At 53.7% G+C, this 25,520-nt stretch carries 24 protein-coding genes; 15 read left to right on the top strand and 9 right to left on the bottom strand.

What is annotated here, in order from left to right; genetic code table 11:
* Window positions 1-16: 16 nt before the first annotated feature.
* Window positions 17-925: an SDR family NAD(P)-dependent oxidoreductase gene (locus tag J0X12_RS06870; RefSeq protein WP_207043548.1), complete on the bottom strand. Its 909-nt coding sequence runs from the start codon at window positions 923-925 to the stop codon at window positions 17-19.
* A 120-nt stretch (window positions 926-1,045) separates the two neighbouring features.
* Between J0X12_RS06870 and J0X12_RS06865 the strand changes: the two genes are divergently transcribed.
* From J0X12_RS06865 to J0X12_RS06850, 4 genes are read left to right on the top strand one after another with little or no spacing between them, the layout of a single operon-like run.
* On the top strand, window positions 1,046-1,987 hold the full coding sequence (locus J0X12_RS06865) for an NAD-dependent epimerase/dehydratase family protein (RefSeq protein ID WP_207043546.1): 942 nt from the start codon (window positions 1,046-1,048) through the stop codon (window positions 1,985-1,987).
* 24 nt (window positions 1,988-2,011) lie between these two features.
* Window positions 2,012-2,584, top strand: a complete 573-nt coding sequence (locus J0X12_RS06860) for an SIS domain-containing protein (RefSeq protein ID WP_207043544.1) — start codon at window positions 2,012-2,014, stop codon at window positions 2,582-2,584.
* Between the two features lie 34 nt (window positions 2,585-2,618).
* Complete coding sequence (locus J0X12_RS06855) at window positions 2,619-3,359, top strand: glycosyltransferase family 2 protein (protein WP_207043542.1); 741 nt, start codon at window positions 2,619-2,621, stop codon at window positions 3,357-3,359.
* Between the two features lie 21 nt (window positions 3,360-3,380).
* Complete coding sequence (locus J0X12_RS06850; RefSeq protein WP_207043540.1) at window positions 3,381-5,426, top strand: hypothetical protein; 2,046 nt, start codon at window positions 3,381-3,383, stop codon at window positions 5,424-5,426.
* Window positions 5,427-5,443: 17 nt separating this feature from the next.
* Here the strand turns inward: J0X12_RS06850 and J0X12_RS06845 are convergent, their stop codons facing one another.
* The 5 genes from J0X12_RS06845 to J0X12_RS06825 all read right to left on the bottom strand — a co-directional run bounded on the left by J0X12_RS06845 (window position 5,444) and on the right by J0X12_RS06825 (window position 10,530).
* Window positions 5,444-6,250: an SDR family NAD(P)-dependent oxidoreductase gene (locus tag J0X12_RS06845; RefSeq protein WP_207043537.1), complete on the bottom strand. Its 807-nt coding sequence runs from the start codon at window positions 6,248-6,250 to the stop codon at window positions 5,444-5,446.
* An 8-nt stretch (window positions 6,251-6,258) separates the two neighbouring features.
* On the bottom strand, window positions 6,259-6,984 hold the full coding sequence (locus J0X12_RS06840; protein ID WP_207043535.1) for an SDR family NAD(P)-dependent oxidoreductase: 726 nt from the start codon (window positions 6,982-6,984) through the stop codon (window positions 6,259-6,261).
* A gap of 9 nt (window positions 6,985-6,993) precedes the next feature.
* The gene (locus tag J0X12_RS06835) at window positions 6,994-9,015 is read right to left on the bottom strand and encodes a B12-binding domain-containing radical SAM protein (RefSeq protein WP_207043534.1); all 2,022 of its coding nucleotides are present in this window, start codon (window positions 9,013-9,015) and stop codon (window positions 6,994-6,996) included.
* A gap of 250 nt (window positions 9,016-9,265) precedes the next feature.
* Window positions 9,266-9,940 (bottom strand): ChrR family anti-sigma-E factor, encoded by a 675-nt coding sequence (locus tag J0X12_RS06830; RefSeq protein ID WP_207043533.1) that lies wholly within the window; start codon window positions 9,938-9,940, stop codon window positions 9,266-9,268.
* Window positions 9,940-10,530: a sigma-70 family RNA polymerase sigma factor gene (locus J0X12_RS06825; RefSeq protein ID WP_207043532.1), complete on the bottom strand. Its 591-nt coding sequence runs from the start codon at window positions 10,528-10,530 to the stop codon at window positions 9,940-9,942. Before J0X12_RS06825 ends, J0X12_RS06830 begins: the two co-directional genes overlap by 1 nt.
* A 161-nt stretch (window positions 10,531-10,691) precedes the next feature.
* Here J0X12_RS06825 and J0X12_RS06820 point away from each other — a divergent pair, with 161 nt between their 5' ends.
* Genes J0X12_RS06820 through J0X12_RS06800 form a run of 5 tightly spaced genes read left to right on the top strand, consistent with a single transcriptional unit; the run spans window position 10,692 to window position 15,933 of the window.
* Window positions 10,692-12,020, top strand: a complete 1,329-nt coding sequence (locus tag J0X12_RS06820; RefSeq protein ID WP_207043531.1) for an NAD(P)/FAD-dependent oxidoreductase — start codon at window positions 10,692-10,694, stop codon at window positions 12,018-12,020.
* Window positions 12,021-12,025: 5 nt separating this feature from the next.
* On the top strand, window positions 12,026-12,826 hold the full coding sequence (locus tag J0X12_RS06815; protein ID WP_207043530.1) for a DUF1365 domain-containing protein: 801 nt from the start codon (window positions 12,026-12,028) through the stop codon (window positions 12,824-12,826).
* On the top strand, window positions 12,827-14,071 hold the full coding sequence (locus J0X12_RS06810; protein WP_207043529.1) for an SAM-dependent methyltransferase: 1,245 nt from the start codon (window positions 12,827-12,829) through the stop codon (window positions 14,069-14,071).
* Window positions 14,046-15,380, top strand: a complete 1,335-nt coding sequence (locus tag J0X12_RS06805; RefSeq protein ID WP_207043528.1) for an MFS transporter — start codon at window positions 14,046-14,048, stop codon at window positions 15,378-15,380. The genes J0X12_RS06810 and J0X12_RS06805 overlap by 26 nt, the downstream gene beginning before the upstream one ends.
* 16 nt (window positions 15,381-15,396) lie before the next feature.
* Complete coding sequence (locus tag J0X12_RS06800; RefSeq protein WP_207043526.1) at window positions 15,397-15,933, top strand: DUF3833 domain-containing protein; 537 nt, start codon at window positions 15,397-15,399, stop codon at window positions 15,931-15,933.
* Here J0X12_RS06800 and J0X12_RS06795 read toward each other — a convergent pair.
* The 3 genes from J0X12_RS06795 to J0X12_RS06785 are packed head-to-tail and all read right to left on the bottom strand — an operon-like array spanning window position 15,908 to window position 17,828.
* Window positions 15,908-16,354 (bottom strand): nuclear transport factor 2 family protein, encoded by a 447-nt coding sequence (locus J0X12_RS06795; RefSeq protein ID WP_207043524.1) that lies wholly within the window; start codon window positions 16,352-16,354, stop codon window positions 15,908-15,910. The two genes, J0X12_RS06800 and J0X12_RS06795, sit on opposite strands and share 26 nt — an antisense overlap.
* Window positions 16,351-17,100, bottom strand: coding sequence for an SDR family NAD(P)-dependent oxidoreductase (locus J0X12_RS06790; RefSeq protein WP_207043522.1), 750 nt, complete (start codon window positions 17,098-17,100; stop codon window positions 16,351-16,353). The genes J0X12_RS06795 and J0X12_RS06790 overlap by 4 nt, the downstream gene beginning before the upstream one ends.
* Window positions 17,097-17,828, bottom strand: a complete 732-nt coding sequence (locus J0X12_RS06785) for a DUF6134 family protein (protein WP_207043520.1) — start codon at window positions 17,826-17,828, stop codon at window positions 17,097-17,099. The genes J0X12_RS06790 and J0X12_RS06785 overlap by 4 nt, the downstream gene beginning before the upstream one ends.
* Before the next feature lie 157 nt (window positions 17,829-17,985).
* On the opposite strand from J0X12_RS06785, the gene J0X12_RS06780 reads away from it, so the two are divergent.
* The 6 genes from J0X12_RS06780 to J0X12_RS06755 all read left to right on the top strand — a co-directional run bounded on the left by J0X12_RS06780 (window position 17,986) and on the right by J0X12_RS06755 (window position 25,486).
* Complete coding sequence (locus J0X12_RS06780) at window positions 17,986-19,590, top strand: AMP-binding protein (protein ID WP_207043518.1); 1,605 nt, start codon at window positions 17,986-17,988, stop codon at window positions 19,588-19,590.
* 19 nt (window positions 19,591-19,609) lie between these two features.
* Window positions 19,610-21,130: an acyl--CoA ligase gene (locus J0X12_RS06775; protein WP_207043516.1), complete on the top strand. Its 1,521-nt coding sequence runs from the start codon at window positions 19,610-19,612 to the stop codon at window positions 21,128-21,130.
* A complete protein-coding gene (locus J0X12_RS06770) occupies window positions 21,130-22,113 on the top strand; it encodes a 2-dehydropantoate 2-reductase (RefSeq protein WP_207043514.1) in 984 nt (327 codons plus the stop codon). The genes J0X12_RS06775 and J0X12_RS06770 overlap by 1 nt, the downstream gene beginning before the upstream one ends.
* A gap of 151 nt (window positions 22,114-22,264) precedes the next feature.
* Window positions 22,265-22,759 carry a MarR family winged helix-turn-helix transcriptional regulator gene (locus tag J0X12_RS06765; protein ID WP_207043512.1) on the top strand — a complete coding sequence of 165 codons (495 nt, stop codon included), beginning with the start codon at window positions 22,265-22,267 and terminating at the stop codon, window positions 22,757-22,759.
* Window positions 22,740-23,954 carry an HlyD family secretion protein gene (locus tag J0X12_RS06760; RefSeq protein ID WP_207043510.1) on the top strand — a complete coding sequence of 405 codons (1,215 nt, stop codon included), beginning with the start codon at window positions 22,740-22,742 and terminating at the stop codon, window positions 23,952-23,954. Before J0X12_RS06765 ends, J0X12_RS06760 begins: the two co-directional genes overlap by 20 nt.
* Window positions 23,951-25,486, top strand: coding sequence for a DHA2 family efflux MFS transporter permease subunit (locus J0X12_RS06755; protein WP_207043508.1), 1,536 nt, complete (start codon window positions 23,951-23,953; stop codon window positions 25,484-25,486). Before J0X12_RS06760 ends, J0X12_RS06755 begins: the two co-directional genes overlap by 4 nt.
* Window positions 25,487-25,520 lie beyond the last annotated feature (34 nt).

Here is a 25,520-nt window from a genome sequence, read left to right as displayed (position 1 = left end):
AACCTGTCTCAACTTTTCATTCGCTTTTATGCTGATTGCCGGAGCGCCGCAACCGGAACATGTCTTGATCCTGCTGAAGCGAACTAGCAAGCTTTTCGCCGCCGTTTCGCCAATCATCATGGACGACGGAAAAGTTTCGCCCGGCCGTCTCTGGCCGAACAAAACACCATTGGATCAGGTCAAATATATCGGAAATGGGTGTCCCCCGCTCCTGCGCCGCGACGAAGGACCGGGTTGCCGCCAGATTATCGCCGGCCGCATCACCGGCCGCAAGCGTCTGCTCATGTATCTTGCTGGCAACCCAACCCGTACCGATTGCAACGCAATGGAGGTCCGGCGTTTCATCACTGATAAGTTCACAGAACTTCACCAGCATCACCTTCCCCAGGGAATAGGCCGAATAATTTGCAAAGGCGCGATTAATGGCACCGCCCACCAGAAACGCAACCTTGCCTGACGCCGTCGGTCGACGATAAGGATACAGATGGTGGAGCAATTCCAACTGGTGCAATGAATTGATCATGATGGATTGACGCCAGCTGCTCGCCGGGAGGTCGACGAAATGACCGATTGGCTCCAACAAGCCTACAGCGGAGATATACTCATCCCAAAAAAGGCCCCGCTCCGCGAGAAAGGCCACTACATCAAGGACTTCTTTCTCCTTCGCGATGTCGCAGGTGATCAGAAAAACATCGTCTCGATCAGCCAGTTCGCCAAGATGTTCGGGCTGGCGGTATGTACCGATCACCTGGTATCCCGCCGCAAGATAGAGCGTCGCCAATTCCCTGCCGATGTCACTTGAAATTGCCGCAATAAATACTGTTTTCGGAGTCGTCACACCAACAAGCCTATCTGCATCGCGAACCGGATCCCTGACAGGCCAGAACCCTCCGCCAGCCACTCTGCTCCAACGGGGAACCGACATTCCGATTTGCATTAACTATGACCTGTGTTACACAGTTTGAAACTTTTGACAAGTAGGGGAAAGAAAGACCGACAACGGCAATTATTGCTGCCATGTCAGGATCTTCGAAGGGTTAGATTTATGCGTCTATTGGTAACGGGGGCCTGCGGATACAAGGGATCGGTACTGGTTCCGAAACTTCTTGCGGAAGGCCATGAAGTAGTGGCTTACGATATCCAGTGGTTTGGCAGTTTCCTGCCCGCGCATGAGGCCCTCACCGTTGTTCAGGGGGATGTCCGCTTCTTCGATACGGCGCTGCTTGACGGTATCGATGCTATCATTCACCTTGCGTCAGTTGCCAATGACCCCTGCGGTGATCTCGACCCAAAATTAACCTGGGAAATCAGCGCTCTCGCCACCATGCAGCTTGCGGATAACGCAGCCCGCGCCGGGATCAAGCGCTTTATCTATGCCTCTTCGGGAAGCGTCTATGGCGTGAAAGAGGAAGAACAGGTGACGGAAGACCTCACCTTGCTGCCGATATCCGAGTACAACAAAACCAAGATGGTCGCTGAGCGCGTAGTGCTGAGCTACGCTGACCAGATGTGCGTACAGATTGTCCGTCCTGCGACCGTCTGTGGGGTGTCCCCCCGGATGCGCCTCGACGTCTCCGTCAACATGCTGACAATGCAGGCACTGGTTAACGGCAAGATCACGGTCTTTGGCGGGGAGCAGGTCCGCCCAAATATCCATATCGACGATATTGCCCGGCTCTATATTTTCCTCCTTGATCATCCGGAAGTCACTGGCGTTTATAACGCCGGGTTTGAAAATCTGAAAATCATCGAGATAGCAGAGCGGATCGCGGCGAAGATCCCGTGCGAGATTGAAGTGACGCCGTCGAATGATCCCCGGTCCTACCGGGTGAACTCAGACCGCATCCTGGCTGCGGGATTCACGCCGGAAAAGACAGTCAATGACGCCATTACAGAGGTTATCGCCTCCTATCAGCGCCGGGACCTGCGCGATGAAGATCGCTGGTACAATCTCCGCTGGATGGAGAATATGGCTAAAAGCGCCTAGCGCCTCAGTAAAAGAACGGATTTCATGAGCCTTTCCTTCTCCGATTACAGCACACGCTTAAGCAGCGCTTTGCTCGCTGCAAATCCTGAAAACATCAACACACTTTGCGATCACCTTCTCGCGGCCTGGAAGGAGAAACGGCAGCTCTTTCTTTGCGGCAATGGCGGTAGTGCGGGCAACGCCGTCCATATTGCCAATGACATGATCTACGGGATTGATCGGAAAACGGGCAAGGGGTTACGCGCCCACGCCCTCCCGGCAAATACGGCAATCCTGACCTGCCTCGCCAATGATGAAGGTTATGCAGAGATTTTTGCCAAACAGCTGGCTGTCTATGCCAACGCCGGCGATACACTGGTTGTTCTTTCAGGCAGCGGTAATTCGCCGAATATTCTTCGCGCACTCGAATATGCGAAAGACAACGGGTTAACCAGCTTTGCAATCCTCGGCTATGACGGCGGCAAAGCCAAGGACCTCGCGGATTATCCCATTCATTTTGCACTGGATGACATGCAGGTTTCCGAAGACAGTCAACTGGTTGTCATGCATTATGCGATGCAATGGCTCGCCGGGCATGCCCGTGATGTAAACGCGTGAAAAGGCGGGATAACTAACTGAAAATGAAAGAAAAATGATCAGTTTTATTGTTCCGGCTTTTAATGAGGGCAGCGCTATTGCGGATACGGTCGAGACCATCCGCAGTGTCACCCGCCTGCATGATATCGATGACTATGAAATTATTGCCATTGATGATGGCAGTACCGACGACTCCAAGGACATCCTCAACTCACTTGCCACCGAAGATCCTCGGATTGAGCCGATCTATCACCCCGTCAATATGGGACTTGGCCGCTCTATTGTCGATGGCATCCACAAGGCCCGCATGCCGCAGTTCATCATTGTTCCCGGTGACAATGATATCAGCACGTCCTCACTCAGCCTGATGTTGCATTTCAAAGACGCTGCGGAAATGGTGCTGACGGTCCCGATTAATAAAGAAGCCCGGCCTAATCTGAGGCAGATCATCTCCGCCACCTATCAAATATTGCATAATATTTTCTTTGGCACATCAGTGAGTTACCTGAACGGACCCGGTGTCTGGCCGACTGCGAGGGTTAAAGAGCTCAAGCTTATCTCCAACCGCTTCTCAATTATCTCCGAAATGAATGTCAAGCTTTTGACCAAGGGGGTCGAGTTTGCTGAAGTGCCTATTTACCTGCAAGCGGACGAACCCAAACGAGGGACGGTTACGCTGCGCAATCTGGTTGAGGTCGTGAAAGTCTTTTTGATGTTAGTCGTCGAACTGAATCTGAAGCCTGACCGGCCGGAAAAACAACCGCTTAACCGGGCAAAAATCAACTTCGGCCGATAGGCTGTCGGCGAAGGGGCGAGCATGGACAGGATCAGGCGTTTATTCAAGGGTTACGAGACCTCGGCTTTCTTCCTGATTGTCGTGCAGCCGGTTTTCTATTTGCCGTTGCGTCTTACTGAATCACTCGACCAACGCCGCATCTTCTTCATGTTTTACGCGCTGTTCGGTTGTGCCTTGGTTGCATGGGCATCCAGTCTGTTTTCGGGCCCGCTACCGGTCTACACCATAGAGCACGCGATGCTCTATGACTTCGACGACACGGCTTTCCAGCGTCGCATCTACATGCTCTACGCGTTCGTTCTTTTTATCACCGCACTTGTCGGAGCCATTTTCCGCTGGGATCCGTCCTTCAATTATTTTTCGGGCTTTCGTGAAGAACACCAGCTACTCATCCAGACCCTTGTTGCGGTGATGATCCTCCTCCTCGCTGTCCCCCTAGTCTACAACTATCTGGGAAGCATTACGGAAAAGCGTGCCTTCTGGGCCGTTTTGGGGAGCCTGTTGTTATTCGCTTTTCTGCTGCGATGTACGACATCGACAAGGGGAATATGGATTCTCGCCATTTTCACACTGGTCGTTTTCTGCCTCTTTTTTCTGCTACCCCTGAAAGCAACACTGGTCGTTCAGAAAGACTATCTCTGGGGACTTGATCATCACTGGACAGGTGTTATCGGCAACGGGTTGCTGGCAAATATTTTCCCGACTGTTTCGGCTCCGGTCTTGCCCGAATACGGGATTTACCTGAACAAGCTCGTTTCCGCCGTCAGCGGCATAACGCTTTTTGCTGGCTTTGGCGGCATGATGAAATTTTTGCAAGCGGTCAATATCCTCTTCGCTTTGTTACTGCTGATCATCCTGACGCAGCGATTTGGCACCCGGCATATGCCGCTCGCAATCCTCTCCTTTCTACTTGTTATTTTTATTATGGCGCCGACGCTGTCGTCCGCCTCCTCCACTTTGAAAGTTCCAAACCAGGCAACGCTACGCTTTATCTTCATTCCCGTCGCCCTTATGTTCGTGCCTCTGATGGCGCGAGGTCCGGTGATTATCTGGTGGGTCGCCGCCGGGATTTTAGGTGCCGTCGCCGCGGCCTATAACCTGGAAACCGGGCTTGTCGTTATGCTTGGGCTTGGTTTTGCCCTCTTTATCCGGTCTATGGGTAAGGGCTACCTTACCGTTATTGTCGGCGGTGCACTCTTTATTGTCGCGTTTCTCGGCACGGCTTACCTCGCAATAGTATCGGCTGTGAACGGTCAGTTTGATCTCGCCGATATGTCTTCCCTGCTCAATCTTTTCGCGGCGGGATATGGCGGCAAGGAATTTTACTGGTATGCGCCTTTCTTTATTATCATGGCGCATGTTTTCTACCTCTTTTTTGATTGGCTGCGCCGTTCCCGAGAGGGACGAGTTTTTACCGGAACCGATTTTCAATCCATAGCCATCGTCGGCATGATTATTGCGTTCATGCCCTATGTCACCAATCGCTTCTATGTGCAGAATATGTGGGTCCCGTATCTGCTATACCTGCTGCTTATCCTGCCGATGTTGACTGACAAATCCTTTCTGGGAAAAGCGCTTCTGTTGTTGTTTGTCATCGGCGTTCTTGCCCCGTCACATCTTGAGCAATCAACATTATTCGTGAAGAACATCAAGCGGACATGGACCTTGCAGCCGTCGGAGACTTGCCTGAATGGCTTCACCGCGCCGAAGGAAGTCTGCGATTATGCAGAGGGACAAGCTACGGAATTAAGAAGCCGCAGCCAAAATGGCGATACAATCTGGATCAGCGCCACGCCTCTCACAATAGCGACGCTATCGGGTATCGCGCCATCCTTAAGTCGGGCCGATCCCTTTGCCTATGCGCGCACATCCACTTTTCAACGGGCACTACGGGATGAAATCACGGCGAAGGCACCCGACCTCATCCTGATCGACCGGGTTGATATACTGAACCCTCTTGGTATTCCGGCGGCCGTCGGCGACTGGCAAAAACGGCTGGTGGAAGAAGCGGGCTACCGGATCACAGGAAAATCGGATTTCTGGCTCTACGCAAGGAAGGGCGACTAAAGGCCGCGCGACTGGCCCTAATCCGCTTGGCGAGCAAGCAGGCTGGCGCCGAAATTTTCCCGAATGCCCATTCCCCCATCGGCGACCAGAACCTGACCGGTGATATAGGAAGCGTCTTCGGAACAGAGGAAGGAAACAATGGCGCCAATTTCCTCTGCCGTCGCCGCCCGTTTCAGCGGGACGATTGCCTCAATGATTTTCCTGTTCTCTGGATTATCACTTATTTTCATGCCGCCCTCGCGATCGACGAGACCGGGCGCAACTGCATTCACGCGAATATTATCACCGCCGAACTGGCTTGCGAGATAGCGTGTCATCTGCTCCAATCCTGCCTTCGAGACATGATAGGGCCAACTGCATTGCTCAGGGGCAACTGCGGCAGCCGTGACAGAGGAGATATTAACAATGGCGGGCATCGACGCCTTGCGAAGATGCGGCAAAGATGCTTCAGCCAGCCTCGCAGCCCCCTGTAGGACAACCTCGGCATGCGCTTGCCAGTCCGGGCCGTCAAGCCGCCCAATATGCGCCTTGTTCCGACCGGGCGCCGCATTATTGACAAGCATATCCAGCGCACCGAAGCTGGCAATCACGTCATTTACGGCTGAACGACACCCCTCTTCCGTGGATATATCAGCCTGGATACTGACGACATGCTGATCTGAGTTGGAAAGTGTCGCGGCATAGGCGGCGGCTGTCTCAGCATTTTTATCAACAATGGCGACTCGCGCGCCGCGCTTGACCAGAACCTTGACTATACCCGCGCCGATACCCTGTGCACCACCGGTGACCAAGGCGACTTTGTCCTGATGCCGTTTAGCGTTCATCCCGTTCCTCACCTAAGATCGCGTAAACCCGGGCGGATCTCGATCCAGTTGACATTAGCCCTCTGATCATTGCGCAGCAGATCACCAATAACCTTTGCAATGTCATCCGGCTGCAAATGCCAATCCTCATCCTCAACCCCCGCAAATCCCGTTGCCACCGCACCGGGGGCGACAAGGCTCACACCGATCCCGTATTTGCTTAAATCGAGAAATAGCGCCTCGGAAAAACCCTGAAGGCCGAATTTAGTCGCGTTATAGGCAGTGCCACCCGGAAATGCGTAGCGCCCCGCCCGGCTTCCAATATTGATGATATTTCCTTTTGGTGAGCTTTTAAGATAGGGGATCGCCGCCTTGCAGCAGTAAAACACGCCGTTCAGATTAATGTCGATCATATCGCGCCAGTACTCGACGGACATCGCTTCTACATCGGCGATACGACCGACGCCCGCATTATTGACCAGCGCATCGAGACCACCCATCACACTCGCGGCCTGATCCACCATGCGCGAAACAGCATCAGAATCACGGACATCACAAACCGTGCCTTCTATCGACGATGCCACGTCCATACCCGCCAGTTCAGTTTGCGCGGCTGCCAGTTTCTCCGCGCTTCGACCACAGATAAACACCTGATGGCCATCGAGGAGCAAGCGCTTTGCCGTCGCGAGACCGATCCCGGCTGTCCCCCCTGTAATCAGGACCCTGCTTTTGAAATATTCCCCAGTAGTCGACATGGGCCCGCTTTACTGGACCGCGACGGGTTTTCGGAATAATCGATGTATATGCGGATACCGCATCAGCATTTTGCCGAGCCCGTCAAAGCTGTCTCCGAATTCATCGGCGTAGTTTTCTATCATTTCACGCTGATGTGGCTGATGGGCCATGATAAATCGTCCCTTGTCCGTGACCTTTATCTGGTCAGGCAAAACCTGAAACGATTCTTTCTCTGCCGCCACCAGATCGAAGGAGAAATGATCGCTTTCATCCTCCAACAATGTCAGCAGACGATGCTTGCGCAACAAGCTGAAACGTTCCAGATCGGCGATATAGGCAATCATCAGATCATCAAGACGATCCAGTTCCTCAAGCCAGTCTTTCAGGAGCGCGAACAAGACCCGGTTCATGTCGTCCAGCAGCAGGAAGAACGAGGTCGCCTTCCCCGTCGACATTTCATTGGTTCCGCGCTCATCGTTGAGCATTTCTTCAATATTGCTGTGAACGTGTTCGGCAAGGCTATCCACGTTGTCCCAAAGCCGTTCCGACGTGCCGGATTTGAAATCATCATACATGGCCGTAATGGCATCGGAGAAATTTCGGCGGTTTTCATAGAAGCGCAGGATGAAATCAAACCAGGACAGCCCGAGCGCCTTACAAAGCCCCTGAATTTCAGCAAACACCTTGCCGTTATGCAGGATCTCGATCGTCAGGTCCAGTTCCCGGCAGGCAATATAGTCATCGAAAGGCAGCGTCTCGTTGGAGACCAGGATTTCCTCCGATTCAACGGCCGTAAAGCTCTCACCGGCAACCTCATAGCGTCCAAAAGACCGCGGCATGATCCGGTATTTGGTCTTCATGTTATATTTCTGACGGTTCTCCGGCGTGTTGAGCGCTGTCTGCGGCAGCATAATGAGCTGATACATCCGGATATTATCAAAGCCCATTTCAACGGTATCACGCAAAGACTGCGTATGCGCCTTCAAGGAATCTCCCGGAAGGCCTAAAATCAATTCGGAATAGGTGCCAGTATTAGTGGTGTTCGCCATTTTTCCGGCTTCGGATAATTTCTCGACAGAAATATTGGATCGCGCAACATTGGCCAGAACTGTCGGGTCCGTCGACTGCAGGGACGCCGCCATGCTGACCGCCCCGTTCAGTCTCTTGACAATATCAACCACCCGTTCCTTCTGGTTCTTTCCGGTCGAAACATGGACATATTTCGGATAGTTATACTTTTCCTGACAATCGGCAATTATACGCGCTTTTTCATAGTCCTGCTTGAACATGCCGAAATTAGCGTCGGAAATGTATAGGTCACGGGGGCCGCGCACGCGTGCGGAAATATAATGCATCTCCCGCTCAAGCTGCCCTTCGCGCTGACTGACAAGGTTGTAGTATTTACTCCCCTCCGTGCAGAAGGCGCATTTGAACGGGCAACCGCGCGTCGTATGGATCATCGGACCTAGATTCTCGTCAAAGAATTTGTCCATCAAGCCCATTAGATAGGGCGACGGGACATCCTCAAGATCGAGTCTCGGGAGCGGAGCCCCCTTGACCACCTCATCACCTACCTTGTAATGCACATTGCCTATTTCGCGGCGTTCAGCCTTGATGGCATCGACGTCGAAATCTGCGTCAATGAGGGTATCCAACAGCCGAACGAATGCTTCCTCGCCTTCTTGAACGACATGGAAATCGATATTCGGGTTATTACGCCAGAATTCCGAAACTTCGCCATCCGACAGACCATAATTAGGTCCGCCAAAAACCACGACGGTCTCTGGCCAAAGTTTTTTGATCACCCGGGCATACTGACGGGAGATATCCATGTTCCACGAATAGTTGGCAAAACCGATAACATCCGGAACAGCCTTGTCCAGGGCAGCGCTCAGGTCTTCGGGATATTTAAAAAGTTCGACATCGACCCCGTCTGGCTTTTTCTCCAGCAAATAGGCGGCCACTAAACCGATCGAAAGAGGAAAAACGTTGGAAGAGAGCACCAGACCGTTGTGGGTCAGATCGGCGAGATAAATACGAATGTTTGCCATTAGTCCTGCAGTATACCGGTATTGAAGGTAAGGCATTAACCTTAAGGTGTTCCTTATACATCCTTAACCCGCCTTTGTCAGAAAAAACTACCTTTCTGACTTGCCTGTCGCGCGATCCGTATTCCGGCCAATGCAAGTAAAAGCTTTAATTATCAGGATAATCGCCGCTTTTAATGGCTTTATACAGACTAAACCGGAAAGCATCTTTCTTGATGATGCTGTCGTCAACTACAGGCCCGGTAAAACGACGCTAAATTCCAAAAACTGGCTGCAACAGGCGGCTGAAAAAGCCGGAGAATTTGAGGGGGGCATCGGTCGCGATCAGGCAGATGCAGTCCTCCGCCGTATCAGCGACAGGCTGATGCAGGGTTTCACTATCCAGATCGGCGATATCGCCCGTCTGAAAGCGACCAAGGTCATCGATATAGGAACCACGAAGGATCAGGGTAAGCTCCTGCCCCGTATGGCTATGTTCTGGCATGGTCTTGCCCGGCGCAATCTTCAGCAGACGAAGCGTACCTTTGTTCTTCTGTGAACCGGATTTCGGTAACGGATAATGGCTGATACCGGGAATTAACGTCCGCCAGGGAATATCATCGAGCGTCGCCGGCATGCGCTCGGCAAGCGGCATCGGCACCCCGGTATTTGAATAATCCGGTTTTATCAGAGGCTGGTCGTCGTTACCAGCGTCAGGAGAGGCGCTGCTTGGAATTATGTCAGCCATTGCCTCTTCGGCCGGGGAAAGAGGTGCTGTTTCCGCTTCCATTAACAACAATCCGGCCAAATCCTCCATCAACGCTGCGCTTTTGCGGCATCTGGGACAAATTGCCAGATGGGTAGCAACAACCACTGATAGTGGTTCAACGAGCGTTCCATTGACATATGCCATCAGCGTATCATCGCCAATATGATGTCGAATACTCATTACAAATCCTCCAATTCCGCACGGATTTTTCCGAATGCCAACCGTATCCTGGACTTTACAGTCCCAAGAGGAATTTCCAGCATCTCGGCAATTTCGCCGTGCGACCTTTCTTCAAAAAAGGACATCTTAATAATTGTCATCTGTTCCGGTGGCAGCAGTGCCATAGCCTTCTGTATGCGTTCTCTGTCCTGTTTTCGGCTGACTGCCTGCTCACCGGTTTCCGGATCTTCCGCAACAAAGCACGGATCTTCGGGATCAGGTTCAGGTCGATGCTCCTTACGCAGCCGGTCAATCTTCACATTTCGCGCAATCGAGTAGATCCAGGTGGAAGCCGAAGCTTTGGAACTGTCGTACATCTCCGCCTTGCGCCACACTTTCATCATCGTTTCCTGCATGACGTCCTCGGCGGCGCTTTCAATCATGCCGCCCTTGATCAGGAAAAATTTCAGCCGCGGCGCGAGGTTTGCGAACAACCGCCGGAACGCAGTCGCATCCTGATCGAGCCCAACAGCCGTCAGATCCCTGTCCAGATCGTCCGGGAGCGCACGCGCGCCCGTTTTGTCCTGCCTGATACCGCCCGGTGAGGTCATGCTTGCCTTTAAAAATCGTTACAACCACAATGTGTCTCACGTTAGTCTAACCTATTACGGTGAATATTGGTAACTGGATCATTCCGGATCCGATTTTTGTGATCCATCCCGGTTTTCGCTTCGTATCTCAGGATATTCGATGGAAAACTATGGATGAACGAATGAAAAAAATTGCTGTAGTCGGGAGCGGTATTTCGGGGTTGTCAGCGGCTTGGTTATTGTCGCAGAATCACGAAGTGACTCTATTCGAGAAGGATGACCGCCTCGGCGGCCATAGCAACACTGTTGAAGTCGACGGCCAATTTATCGACACCGGGTTCATCGTCTATAACAAGGTAAACTACCCCAATCTGGTCGCATTTTTCGAGCATCTGAACATTGCCAGCCAGTCTACCGAGATGTCTTTCGGCGTATCCGTCGGTAGTGGCAAGATCGAGTATGCGGGAACGTCTCTGGCGGCGCTTTTCGCTCAGAAATCAAATCTGTTCCGGCCCGCCTTCTGGGTAATGATCCGTGATATCTTCAAATTTTATCGTGAAGCGCCAACATTTATGGAACGCGCGGAGACAGAACATTGGACTTTGCGCGAACTGCTTGATTATGGCAGTTATGGGCGGAGCTTTATCGACCATCATCTGCTGCCTATGGGTGCCGCCATATGGTCAACCCCTGCCGAAGACATGCTCGACTACCCCGCCGCGGCGTTCATACGGTTTTGCCAAAACCACGGTCTCTTGCAGATATCGGACCGACCGGAGTGGCGGACAGTGACCGGTGGCAGTCGCCAGTATGTCAACAAGATCGCAGAGGTTCTTGCCGGTCGCATTCGCCTTAACAGCGCCGTTGCCAAAATTCATACCGAGAAATCCGGCACACTGGTTGAGTGCAGAGACGGACATGTACAACAGTTCGACGATGTTGTCATAGCGACCCACGCTGATCAGGCGCTTTCCCTGATTGCGGAACCGACATCGGCTCAGAGAAAATTGCTGGGCGCCTTCAAATACGAGAGAAATCTTGCAATTCTACACACCGATCCAGCCATCATGCCGAAGCGACGTAAGGCCTGGGCGAGTTGGAACTATATTGCCGGCAACCATGAAACCACCTCTCAACAGGAGCTTTCCGTTACCTATTGGATGAACCGGCTTCAGGACCTGAATACGAACAAGGACTACTTCGTGTCCCTTAACCCCGCAATCGAACCTGAACGGGGCGCGGTTATAAGAAGCTTTCCCTATGACCATCCGTTGTTCGACAATTCGGCGATTGCGGCGCAAAAGATGCTCTGGAACCTGCAGGGACAAAAAAACCTCTGGTTTTGTGGTAGCTATTTCGGATACGGTTTTCATGAAGACGGCATTCAATCCGGCCTTGCAGTTGCGGAGGCGTTGGGTGGTCAGTCGCGCCCCTGGCACGTCGACCCGTCACGATCACGCATTTACCTGCAGAAGGATGCAACTGGTTTGCCCTTTGCAGAGGTTGCCTAACGCTGATGCGAAAAAGCGCCTTATATAATGGAGTGGTTACTCACCGGCGACTAAATCCCGTCGGACACCATCTCGACTACCGGATTTTTTATCTGCTCATTGATCTTGATGAACTGGCGGACCTTGGACGGCGTATTCCTTTTCTATCGGTCAATAAACGCAATATTGTTTCTTTTTTCACGAAAGACTTCGGGAACGGCACGTCCACAGACTTAAAAGCACGCGTCCTTGCGCAGCTAAAACAACAGGGGATAGATGAAGAGATCGCCTCGGTGCGATTGCTCTGTATTCCGCGCATATTCGGGTATGCCTTCAATCCGCTCAGCACTTACTATTGTTATGACGCCGAGGACACTCTGATCGCCTTGGTCTATGAGGTCAGCAATACATTTGGTGAAAGACATAGCTACATCCTCCCTGCAGGTTCGGCCAATTCAAAAGGATTGATGAAACATGCCTGTCCCAAGGAATTGTACGTTTCCCCGTTTATGCCGATGGATTGCCGTTATGAATTTTCTATTCTGCCGCCGGGTGAATCCATCGCGCTTTCCATACGCCAGTTCCATGACGATAAACCAATAATGAACGCCTCCTTTATTGGCCAACTCAGTCCTCTAAACCGCCGCACACTCGGCCTGGCGATACTGAAATTCCCGTTCAACAGTCTAAAGGTTATTGCCGGAATCCATTGGGAGGCGCTGAAACTTTGGCTGAAAGGCATGAAACTTGTGCCGCGGCCAGATGCAAATGCAAGAAACACAGCGCCGACCACCCCGCCCATGATCGAAAAATATCAGGAGAAATAGATGACGGACGTCACCCCGCAAACTGACTTGATTGCCAGTGATCCCAAGGATCTCATTGCGGCATTTCCGAAGCTTACAGACCCCTGGCTCAGAGCCCTGACGCTCAGCCTTTCCCGGATGGCAGTCGGTCAGTTGACTGTTTTTCTACCGACCGGGGAAAGACTTGAATTTGGCCCGGCGCGCCCCGGAGAACCCGTTGCAACAGTCAGCCTGCATCATGAACGGGCGGCCAGGCGCATCCTGAAATCCGGCGATATCGGCCTTGGCGAAAGCTATATGGATGGCGACTGGTCAAGCCCGGACATTACCGAGTTGATAGAGCTTGCCTTGTGCAACGAAAACAATCTCAAATCCGCGATGGTCGGTAAATGGCTCTCCGGTTTCGTGAATTTTCTCCGGCATTTACGCGCCCGAAACAGCCGGACCGGCAGCCAGCGGAATATTGCCTATCACTATGATCTCGGGAATGATTTTTATCGCCACTGGCTGGATGAAACCATGACCTATTCAGCGGCCCTGTTCACCAAGGACGATCAATCCCTCGCCGACGCCCAGCAGGAGAAATACCGTCGCATCGCGGAAATTGCCGGTGTTTCAAAAAACATGAAGATTCTTGAAATCGGCTGTGGCTGGGGCGGTTTTGCCCGTCTCGCCGCGCAGGAATATGGTGCAACTGTCGACGGAATTACGCTTTCTGAAGAACAGCTCGCCTACGCAACAACGACGGCCAAACAGTCTGGGCTTCAGGATCAGACGAATTTCCACTTCCGGGACTACCGGGACCAGGAGGGCCGTTTCGATGGCATCGTCTCCATTGAGATGTTCGAAGCCGTGGGTCAGGAAAACTGGGACAGCTATTTCGCGGCCATCAAGCGTAACCTGAAGGCCGGCGGGCGCGCAGCGATCCAGGTCATCACCATTGATGAAAAGCGGTACAACCACTACCGGAAATCTGCGGATTTTATTCAGCGCTATATTTTTCCAGGCGGGCAGCTCCCGTCGAAAGCAGCTTTTATCAATGCGGCGGCTCGGAATGGATTGACGGCACGCATCCGGGAGGAATTTGGCGGCGACTACGCAACCACGCTAAAACTATGGAAAGAGAAATTCCTCGCCAAGTGGAGTGACATCGAACCGCTGGGATTTGATCAGCGGTTTAAGCGCATGTGGGAATTTTACCTGCAATATTGCGAAGCAGGCTTTCGCCAGAAATCTATTGATGTCGTCATCTTTGAACTCCGCTGAGTTCCCACGCCAGGCAATATTGCGTTATGCCCTGCCCGGTGCCGTTATGGCGATGCCGCTGATCCCGGCGTTTGTCCTCCTTCCGGCGTTCTATGCGGAAACGGTTGGCCTCGGTCTCGTCCGGACGGGACTTATCCTGCTACTCGTCAGGATCAGCGATGTCATCAGCGATCCTATTGTTGGCTTGCTCTCCGATTATCTCCGTCGCTGGCGGCTAGGGAAGAAGATTCAAATTGCCATTGGCGCGATCATTTGCGGCTCAGCGCTTTACGCCCTTTTTACACCGTCCGAGTCGGCAGGTGATCTCTATCTTTTTGTCTGGTATGGGCTGTTGCTTCTTGGCTGGACGATCGTGCAGATCCCGTATCTCGCCTGGACAGTGGAACTTACCAGTGACTATCACGCGCGGGTCAGCCTCAACGCCACGCGGGAGCTTTCGGGGCTTGTCGGCATTCTGGCCCTGAGTATTTTTCTTGTTATTACGGCCGACTACGGTGCGCGACAACAGCTTGCCTATGCGGCCGTTTTCGTTGTCGGTTGCGGTGTCATTGTTTTTCCGCTGCTGCTCAGCCTGCCGACGGGCCGCCTTCACCAGCCACCGCTTAAACTGTTGAAATCCCTCTCCGGGCTATCCGGAAACCGGCTCTTTTTCCGGCTCTTGAGTGCCTGGTTTCTCAGCGGGCTTTCCATTGGCATTGCCACAGCGTGCTTCCCGCTCTTCATCACCCATGTTCTCGTACTGCCGGAAGCGTATAATTCATACCTCCTGTTTATCTATTTCCTGTCCGGTATCCTCGGAATTCCGCTCTGGATCTGGCTCAGCGGCCGTCTCGGCAAGCATCGAAGCTGGGGCATTGCCATGGTTATCGCCTGCCTTGCCTTTCTGACCGTGCCGTTGATCGGTGCTGGTGACCTTATGTTTTTTGGCGTCATCTGCCTGATTACAGGGTTTTCCCTCGGTGCCGATCTCGCCTTGCCGCCAGCCATGCAATCCGATGTCGCGGACTGGGACAACTATCTTAACCGCCGCGACAGCTCCTCCTTCCTGTTTGCACTTTGGAGCATGGCAACAAAACTTTCTCTCGGTCTTGGCGTTGCCGGTGCCTTCGTAATCCTGGGTCAGGGCGACCTGGGACAGCCTTCCGGGGATGCCGAAATCGACCCTTTTCGTCTCGCGGTGATCTATGGCTGGCTTCCTGCCGTATTAAAGATAACGGCAGTGGCGCTGATGTGGGGGTACCCCCTGACGGCCCGTCAACAGCAGGCAATAAATAGACGGCTCCAGCGGCGCAACCGGCCGCTCAGTTGAACCCGGAGAGGGCAGCATGATCAGAAGCGCAGTGGTAACAATCACCTTGGTAATTTTAGCAGGATGCGGCGGGATGAAGGCGGAACAATTTGCGGAAACGACCCCACCTCTCGAGCTTTTCGACTATTTTGAGGGTGAGACCAAGGCCTGGGGCATCTTCGAGGACCGCTTCGGCAATCTCCGCCGCCAGTTTGAAGTAACCATTAATGGCACCGTTGAGGGCGAGACCCTGACGCTGGATGAGTATTTCGTCTATCGGGACGGCGAAACTGACAGGCGTGTCTGGACCATCCAGCGAGAGAAAGAGCATCACTACTCAGGCACGGCAGGCGACGTTGTTGGCACCGCAAAGGGCGTTCGCTATGGAAATGCGCTCAACTGGCGCTATGACATGGATCTAAAGGTAGGTGAGAGCGTCTGGCGAGTGGCATTTGATGACTGGTTGTTCCGCCAGCCTGGCGACGTAATCATCAATCGCGCGACAGTTACGCGTTGGGGCTTCACCATTGGCACGGTAACCCTCTTCTTCATGAAAGACGAAGCTTCCTCCTGACTACCCGCAGGACTGCACCGATCAGTGGAATCTTTTCATAGAAACGTGACGCGGCATCCCAGTAATCTACATGGCTGTCAATCAAGCCGTTTTCGTCAAAGTGAATCTCCGATACCCCTACAAAGTCGAGCCTGCCGATCTTCTGCGCGTTTCCGGCAAACCGCCATTTCAAAATAGCCGATTGTCCATTTTCACTCCAGAAACTGGCGCTGATCTTGAAGGCAGGATCGTCCATATCTACAAACATCTGACGGAACAGGCGTTTCACGTCTCGTCGGTTGGCGAGTTGGTTAAAGGGATCTTCAAAATATAACTCTTCGCAAGCCAATTTATCCAGATCATCGACAGTATCCGGCTTCAAGGTCTCGAAATAACGGATATAGGCGTCAAGTACAGCTTGATTGGTGTTCGCGGCAGTCATCCACCTGTTCCTTTCCGGATAAGCGGCAGGGAAATCGCGTATGGGAGCATCCGGATGAATTTCAGGATAAAGGCGAAGCGTCGCGGAAAGGTGACTTCAAATGCGTCACCCTCTATACCGCGGATCATGCGGGCCGCCGCGTCCTTCACCTCCATCAGGAAGGGCATCGGGAATTTATTTCCTGCAGTGAGCGGTGTCTTGACGAAACCCGGACTCACGAGCTGAACCGTCACACCCTTCCCCATCAGTTCCACCCGCAAACCTTCACAGAGATTAATCAGCGCCGCCTTGGAGGGTCCGTAGGCAAGCGAAAGCGGTAGTCCCTGATATCCGGCTACGGATGCAACGACAACGATTTTGCCCGCCTGACCGACAATTAAGTGCGGCAGGATACGCTCTATCACCCGAACTACGCCAAAATAATTCACTTCCATTACCCGCATCGCTTTTTCAGCGGAGAAATGATCGAAGGACATTGGCGCGTAGGTTCCGGCGTTCAGAATAACGGTCCTGGGTCCGTTTCCATTGGCATAGAGCTTATAGGTCGCCAGCTTGACGGAGGACTCATCAGTGACATCAAGTGGCAATGATTCGATCATATCGGGGTTGAGCGCGACAATTTCTGCGAGCTTTTCCTCGCTGCGGGCGCTGATGATCACTTTCACGCCTTTGTCCACATATTGCAGGGCGACTTCCCGGCCGATCCCGCTGCTCCCACCGACAATCCATATAGCGTCGTTTGTCATTCGCTTGATCCGACCTCCACAGGACAGGTTTCGCAAAAATAGACCATATCCGAATTATCCTTTGCCTTGAAAGCCATTTTGACCCAGCGTCCCCGCCTGTCGTACCAGGAATCCAGCTTCAGTTCCCCGTCATAGACATAGCGGGTCGCACGGACGGTGCCACCGCGCACAGCAACGGTCTCCTCTCCCGCATTGATAATGGTGACATTGTTCATTTTCCCCGTCAGGGTATTGAACAGCCGGGACTGACTCAGGGCACCGCTGTTCCAGTGGTTGGTCGGGTAGATTTCGGTGCCTTCCACGGTTGCCATGTTCTCGCCGCTTATCCTGAAGGCAGTAGTCTCACGCCGCCCGCTTATCTCCGAGTTGGTGCCATCGTCATTAATCGTGATGTCAATGGCCTGCAGCCCGTCCGCCGCCCAAAGGGCCCTGCTCCGGTAGTCGAACCGGTAAAGCGAGATGCCAAGGAAACTGACCTCGATATTGAAAACATTCTGCACACGAACTGCGTCACCTTCGCGCTCAAAAAGCAACAGGTGCCGGCCGACCGGGATACCGTCACGGAGTACAGAGAATTCATGACTTTGTCCGTAAAGTCCAAGCGGGTCTCCCGCCACCTCTGGTGAAGCCACTACGTCCTTGGTGAGAACAGCCATTGAGAATAGAAAAAGAACCTGCAACCCAATGGAGCCTGAATAAAGATGTCTGAAGTACTTATATCCGGTCACACGACGCCCCCTTTTCGCAAGATATTTCCCTTGATACGAGGAAAGCGCCTGTTTGGATCATTTCATAATGCGGAAAAGGTGACGAACGGATACGAGACGCTGGCGTTCGTCGCGTTTCCTTTTTATGATTTTGAAAATAAAAAAAGACAGGTGAGTAATGAGGCTAATAGATACCATCGCGCAATCCCATAAATCCATGATCGAAGGTCGTGATATTCCCTGGTTGTTGCGCCAATGGGTCGAACGCTGCCCGGAAAAGCCGTTTATCATCTGGGAGCCATTTGACGGAAATTCTCAAACCTTCACCTACGGCGAATTTGGCGCGCAGGTGGAACGCGTGGCCGCGGCTTTGCATAAAAATGGCGTCGCATTTGGCGATAAGGTCATGCTGCACTTGGACAACAGCCCGGAATTTTTGATTTCCTGGTTCGCCTGTGCCCGCGTTGGCGCGGTAGCTGTGTCCACCAACACCCGATCTGTGGCCAGGGACATGACCTATTTCGCCGATCACGCCGAGATAGTCGCGGCAATTACTCAGCCCTCCTTCGCCGCTCTCGTGCATGAGTCCGCGCCCGGCATCAAATTTCTGGCGGTTACCGACAACGATTCCGGCGCGCCCGCGGATGTTCCCGCAGATATTCCCCATATTCCTTACACCGACCTGCTCGCCGAGACAGCCCCCTGCCCGGCCCGTGCCGCGGACCCGTTTGCTGATCTCGGTGTGCAATTCACCTCCGGCACCACGTCAAGACCGAAAGCCGTCCTTTGGACCCATGCCAACGCGATTTGGGGGGCACAGATGAATGTCGCGCATATGCGGCTTCGTCATGAGGATATCTGCATGGCTTTCCTCCCCCTCTTCCATACGAACGCCCAGTCCTACTCGATGCTGAGCACCCTGTGGATCGGCGGCACCATCGTTATTCAACCGAAATTCTCGGCCTCCCGGTTCTGGGATGTGGCCCGGCGCAACAAATGCACCTGGGCCTCGATCATCCGTTTTTGTGTGAGTGCCCTGCTCGCAAAGGATCCGCCATCGGACCATAATTTCCGGTTCTGGGGAGCCGGCATCCGCATTCCACAGGTCGAAGAGACCTACGGGATAAAGACCCTGGGCTGGTGGGGCATGACGGAGACCATTACGCAAGGCATCGTCAGTGACATGGATCATGCAGGGCCTGCCGTGGGTATCGGACGTGTCTCGCCCGGATTTAATATTGATATTCGCGATCCCGAGGGCCGTCATGTCAAGCCGGGCGAACGGGGCTTGCTCTATATCCGCGGGGTGCGTGGTGTCAGCATGTTCAAGGAATATTTCCGTAATCCTGACGCCAATGCGAAGTCCTACGATGCGGATGGCTGGTTCGAAACAGGCGACTATGTCCGCATGGATGAAAATGGCGACCTGTTTTTCGGGGATCGCGAGAAAGACATGCTGAAGATCGGTGCCGAGAATGTTGCCGCATCGGAAATCGAAACCGTGGTCATGGAAACCGGCTGGATCGCAGAATGCGCGGTTGTCGGGCAAAAGCATTACATGCTGGACGAAGTCCCGGTTGTCTTTGTCATTCCGAAACCGGGAGCGCCGGACGATCTGAAGGACGCAATTATCGGTGCCTGCAAGAAGAACCTTGCCGACTTCAAGGTTGTCCGCGATGTTATTGTTCTTGATGAATTTCCGCGATCAACTCTCGAGAAGATTGCCAAAAATGAACTTAGGGAGAGACTGCCAGCAATAGACGCGGAAACCAAAGCTGGTTAACCCGGAAAGAAGAAGACGGATGACAGATGCGACGACGATGCTCGATCTTATCAATGCCGGTGCTGGCGAAGACGCCGCCATCGGTGCGCCCGAGCGAAACGCGCTTAGCTATGCCGCCCTTCGGGAGCTGAGCGCCAATGTTATAGAAACACTGAATAGTCTTGGGATCGGTCGCGGTGATCGCGTTGCGATTGTCCTGCCAAACGGTCCGGAAATGGCCAGCGCCTTTGTGACGGTCGCCTGCGCCGCGACCACGGCCCCGCTAAATCCCGACTACAAGGCCGAGGAGTTTGAATTCTACCTTGAAGATTTGAAAGCCAAGGCCCTGATCGTCGAAAAAGGCAGCAAAAGCCCGGCGGTTGATGTCGCCAAAAAGCTCGGGGTGAGCCTGATTGAGCTCACTGTGCCGGAAAATGCTCCCGCAGGTCTTATTGAGCTGGTAGGAGCCCCGGTTGGGGACGCTGGCTCGCCGGGTAAAGCGGAGGCCGAAGATATTGCGCTCATCCTGCATACTTCCGGCACGACGTCGCGGCCCAAAATCGTGCCGCTCAGCCACCGGAATGTTACTGCATCTGCGCGGAACATTGCCCACTCGCTGGCCCTTACGCCAACGGATAAATGCCTCAACATCATGCCGCTATTTCATATTCACGGGCTCATTGCGGCGGTACTTTCCTCCCTGAAAGCCGGCGCAAGCGTGACCTGTACGCCGGGGTTCAACGCGTTGAAGGTTTTTGGATGGATTGATGAGGAAAAGCCGAGCTGGTACACGGCGGTTCCAACCATGCATCAGGCTATCTTAGCGCGCGGGGCCCGCAATGAAGCAATCGTCAAGGCTGCCAAGCTTCGCTTTATCCGCTCTTCCTCGGCCTCGCTGCCGCCGCAGGTGATGGCGGCCCTGGAGGAAATGTGGCACTGCCCGGTGATCGAGGCCTATGGCATGACAGAAGCCTCGCACCAGATGGCGGCCAACCCGCTGCCCCCTGCCCGGCGCATCCCCGGAAGTGTCGGTATCGCATCAGGACCAGAGGTTGCCATTATGTCGGAAGATGGCCTTCTCCTAAAAGCTGGCGAAACCGGGGAGATCGTTATTCGCGGAGAGAATGTTACAACGGGTTATGAAAATAATCCGAAGGCCAACGCGGAAGCCTTTACCAATGGCTGGTTCCGGACCGGCGATCAGGGCATCATGTCCGCGGACGGATATCTCTCCCTCACCGGCCGGTTGAAGGAGATCATCAATCGCGGGGGCGAAAAAATTTCCCCGCGCGAAGTTGATGAAGTATTGATGAACCATCCGGCGGTGGAACAGGTCGTGACCTTCGCGCTTCCTCATGAAAAGCTCGGGGAGGAAGTTGCCGCAGCCATCGTATTACGGGACGGACAACAGGCGACGGAAGCAGAACTCCGGGACTTCGCCGCAAAAAGCCTTGCCGCCTTCAAGGTGCCACGCAGCATCACGCTGCTGGATGAAATTCCGAAAGGCGCAACAGGAAAACTTCAACGGATCGGCCTGGCCGAAAAACTAGGATTAGCGTAATGAAAATTTGTATCTATGGCGCAGGCGCAATTGGTGGACTGGTCGGTGCCTTGCTTGCACGGAAAGGTGATGCGGACGTCTCCCTCATCGCGCGCGGCCCGCATTTGGCGGCCATTCGCGAAAAAGGGCTGACTATCAACGGGCCGGACGAAAGTTTCACCATCGAAAATATAACGGCAACGGATGATCCTGCGGACCTCGGCCCGCAGGACTATGTCATCATTGCGCTGAAAGCTCATTCAATCGGTGGCATAGTGGACAAGTTGCAACCGCTGCTCGGGCCCGATACCGCAGTCGTCACCGCGCAAAACGGCGTTCCCTGGTGGTATTTCTACGGGATCAAGGGTGACAATGAAAACCAGCGGGTCAAGGCTGTCGATCCGGACGGTAAAATCTGGGACGGGATCGGCCCGGAACGGGCCATTGGCGCGGTTATATATCAGGCGGCGGAAGTCACGGAACCCGGCGTTATTGCCCAAATGGCCGGCGATCGCTTCCCAGTTGGAGAACCGACAGGGGAACGGACTGAACGAGTCACCACCCTGTCCAAGCTGCTGATCGGGGCCGGACTCAAGGCGCCAGTCCGTACCGATATCCGTTCCGATATCTGGGTCAAGCTCTGGGGCAATCTCAGTTTCAATCCCATCTCCGCTTTGACCGGCGAAACGCTGGACAAGATAACCGGAGATCCGGACACCCGTGCTGTCGCCCGAAAAATGATGCTGGAAGCGCAAGCCATCGGTGAATCCCTCGGGGTCAATTATCCCATCGATGTCGACAAGCGCATTGAAGGGTCGTCGAAAGTTGGCCCGCACAAGACTTCCATGCTGGTCGATATGGAAAGCCGGCGCCCGATGGAGATTGATGCCTTGGTGACGGCTGTGCAGGAACTCGGCGCTATTACCGGCCATGAAACGCCCACCATCGATACGGTTGCCTCCCTTGTCCGGCAAAAGGCACGATTGCTCGGATGCCTTAACTAGGCAGACATGTAATCCACATAACTATTTGATTTATAATAAATTAAAGCCCGTCAGGAGAAACTCTTCCGGCGGGCTATTTTTGTGCGCTCAACGCCTATTGATATTTACTATACTTTACTTATTATATAAGTACCCTAGCAAAGGAGGCGGTATGAAACTCCCGGAAGAAAGCCTTGGTTTTCTGGTTACTGATGTGGCTCGCCTGATGCGGCGAAACTTCAATCGACGCGCGCAGGGGCTGGGCCTTTCATTAGGCCAGTGGCGCGCATTGGCTTTCCTTGCGCGGCAGGAAGGGGTCAAACAAGTGACGCTGGCTGATTCACTCGAAATCCAGGCAATTACGCTGGCCCGCCTCATCGATCGACTGGAAGAAGCGGGACTTGTTGCGCGGCGCCCGGATCCTGACGACAGGCGGGCAATCCGGCTTTACCTGACGCCCCATGCCCAGCCACTGCTGGACCAAATGTGGGAACTCGCCACGAAAACACATGAGGATGCGATGGCCGATCTTTCCGAGGTTGCGCGGGATCAATTGATCAGGGCCCTGCAGCAGACCAAACAAAGCCTGCTGTCCGCCGAGGATCGCCTATGTGACGGCGATGTCGAGGAAATCGAAAGAAACGAAAATGTCGCAAAAAGAGTCTGAAACCTCTGGCAATCCGGCTACATCCGATCCGAAGCAAGCAGAGGCTCCGGCCATTTTGAGCGTTACCTCTACCTCCCCAAGGAAACCAGTACGTCGGCACCGCTGGATTCGGACTTCCCTCCTCCTCCTGGGTCCCATTCTCGTACTATTGGCCGGCGCCTATATCTATTTTACCGGTGGCCGGTTTGTCGATACGGAGAATGCCTATGTCAAGGCGGTTAAAGTGATGATCGCCGCCGAAGTATCGGGACTTGTCTCCGCTGTTCCCGTCAAGGAGAACCAGCGGGTCACGAAAGGCGATATCCTGTTCCAGATTGATGATCGACCCTATCGAATTGCCATCGCGGAGGCAGAGGCCGGGCTTTCTAATGCCAGGGACAAAATCGCCAGCCTTAAGGCCACGTACCGCCAGAAATTGGGCGAGCTTGCGCTGGCACGCACGAATATTGCCTTTGCCCAGAAAGAACATGACCGACAAACAAAACTGATTGCCAGCAGTGCCGTCTCTCGCAGCAAGCTCGATTCGACGCGTCATGATCTTGATATCGCGAAACAGGAGGTTCTTGTTATCAATCAGGAACTGGCGGAGATCAGCGCACAACTGGGCGGCAATCCGGATATTCCGGTTGAAAAACATGCCCTTTATCTGGCGGCTCTGGCGGCAAAGGAACGGGCGACACTCAATCTGGAGCGAGCCACTGTGCACGCGCCGTTTGACGGGATCGCCAGCAACACACCGCAAATCGGCCAGCAGGTCATCGGCAACGGCGCTTTCAGCAGCCCGGTCATGAGCCTGATCGCCAACAAGGATATCTGGATTGAGGCCAACTTTAAGGAAACCGACCTTACCCATGTCATGCCGGGCCAGAAGGTAACCATCCATGTGGATACCTACCCGGACCGGGAATGGCAGGGAACCGTTGATAGCCTCAGCCAGGCAACGGGGGCAGAATTCTCGGTTATTCCGCCACAGAATGCCACGGGGAACTGGGTGAAGGTGGTACAGCGAATCCCCGTCCGGATAAAGGTGATCCGGAAGGACGATGACCCGCAGCTCCGTGCCGGGATGAGTACGACAGTTGAAATAGATACCGAGCAAAGCAGGCCGATGCCGGAGATTGTGCATACAGCGCTCAGTTGGCTGGGCGGGATACCTGCCTCCGCCAGAGCCAATGAGGCGGCCGACGGTAAATGAGTGCAGCCGCCACCCCTAGCACTCCCCTTGAACGCGGCCTGATCACTGTCTCCATTATGCTGGCTACAATTATGCAGGCGCTGGACATGACCATTGCCAATGTTGCCCTGCCCCATATGCAGGGGGCCATGTCCGCAACACAGGACCAGATTTCCTGGGTTCTCACGTCTTATATTGTCGCCGCCGCAATCATGACGCCACCTACGGGCTTTCTCGCGTCCCGCCTGGGTCGCAAGCGGCTGTTCATTGTCATGGTGACCGGTTTTACCATTACATCGATGTTATGCGGAACGGCGACGACACTGGATGAGATCGTGCTCTACCGGTTGCTTCAGGGCGCCTTCGGTGCAGGATTGGTCCCGTTGTCACAGGCTGTCCTGCTGGATACCTATCCAACGGAAAAACACGGATCAGCCATGGCCATGTGGGGCATGGGGGTGATGGTCGGGCCGATCCTGGGCCCTACTCTCGGCGGTTTTCTGACTGAAACCTATAACTGGCGCTGGGTTTTCTTCATTAACCTGCCTTTTGGCATTCTTGCGCTACTCGGCATCCTCGCCTTCGTGCCCGAGACGGCAAAAGAGCGCGCCCGTAACTTTGACTATTTCGGGTTCGCCTTATTAAGCCTCGCCATCGGCGCCCTTCAGATGATGCTTGATCGCGGAGAATCGCAGGACTGGTTCGCCTCGACCGAGATCATTATCGAAGCCGTCGTCGCCGGGCTCTGCTTTTATATGTTCCTCGTGCATATGTTCACCGCGAAGATGCCTTTTATCGAGCCGGGCCTGTTCAAGGATCGCAATTTTAGCGTTGGCCTTCTCCTGATTTTCATGGTCGGCATCATTCTGCTCGCCACCATGGCGCTGCTACCTCCATTTCTGCAGCATCTCATGGGCTTTCCCGTTCTGGTGACAGGCTATGTGCTGGCACCGCGCGGCATAGGCACCATGCTGGCGATGGTTTTTGTCGGCCGACTGATCGGCAAGATCGATAATCGCCTGCTGATTTTTTTCGGGATCAGCCTGACTGCCTTCTCCCTGTGGGAAATGTCTGCCTTCACGACAGATGTATCCGTTGCAACCCTTGTCTGGACGGGAATAGTTCAAGGTGTGGGTCTTGGGTTTATCTTTATCCCCTTGAGTACCCTCACCTTCTCGACGCTCGCGGCACATTTTCGAAATGAGGGCACCGCCATGTTCAGCCTGATGCGCAACATTGGCAGCAGCATCGGGATTTCAATCGTGTTTACAATGTTGAGCCGCAATACTCAGATCAATCATGCGGCCATTGCCGATCAAATGACCCCATTTCGTGACGCGATGAATGCCCCGTGGCTACCAAATGCCTGGAACTGGCATATGGCGTCTGGCGTCTCTGCATTGGATAATGAGGTGACGCGACAGGCATCCACAATTGCCTTTCTCAACAATTTTACACTGATGATGTGGGTGATGCTTGCGGCGGCCCCTCTGTTGCTGCTATTGAAAAAACCCAAAAAGATGCAATCCACGGAACTGGCCTTGGCAGAATAGCCATTGCCACAAATAGCAAATATGGCCACAATGG

It is taken from the genome of Sneathiella sedimenti (genome assembly GCF_017313765.1).
GTDB lineage: Bacteria > Pseudomonadota > Alphaproteobacteria > Sneathiellales > Sneathiellaceae > Sneathiella > Sneathiella sedimenti.
Note: the sequence above shows the minus strand (reverse complement) of the source record. Positions and strands in the feature narration are given on the sequence as shown.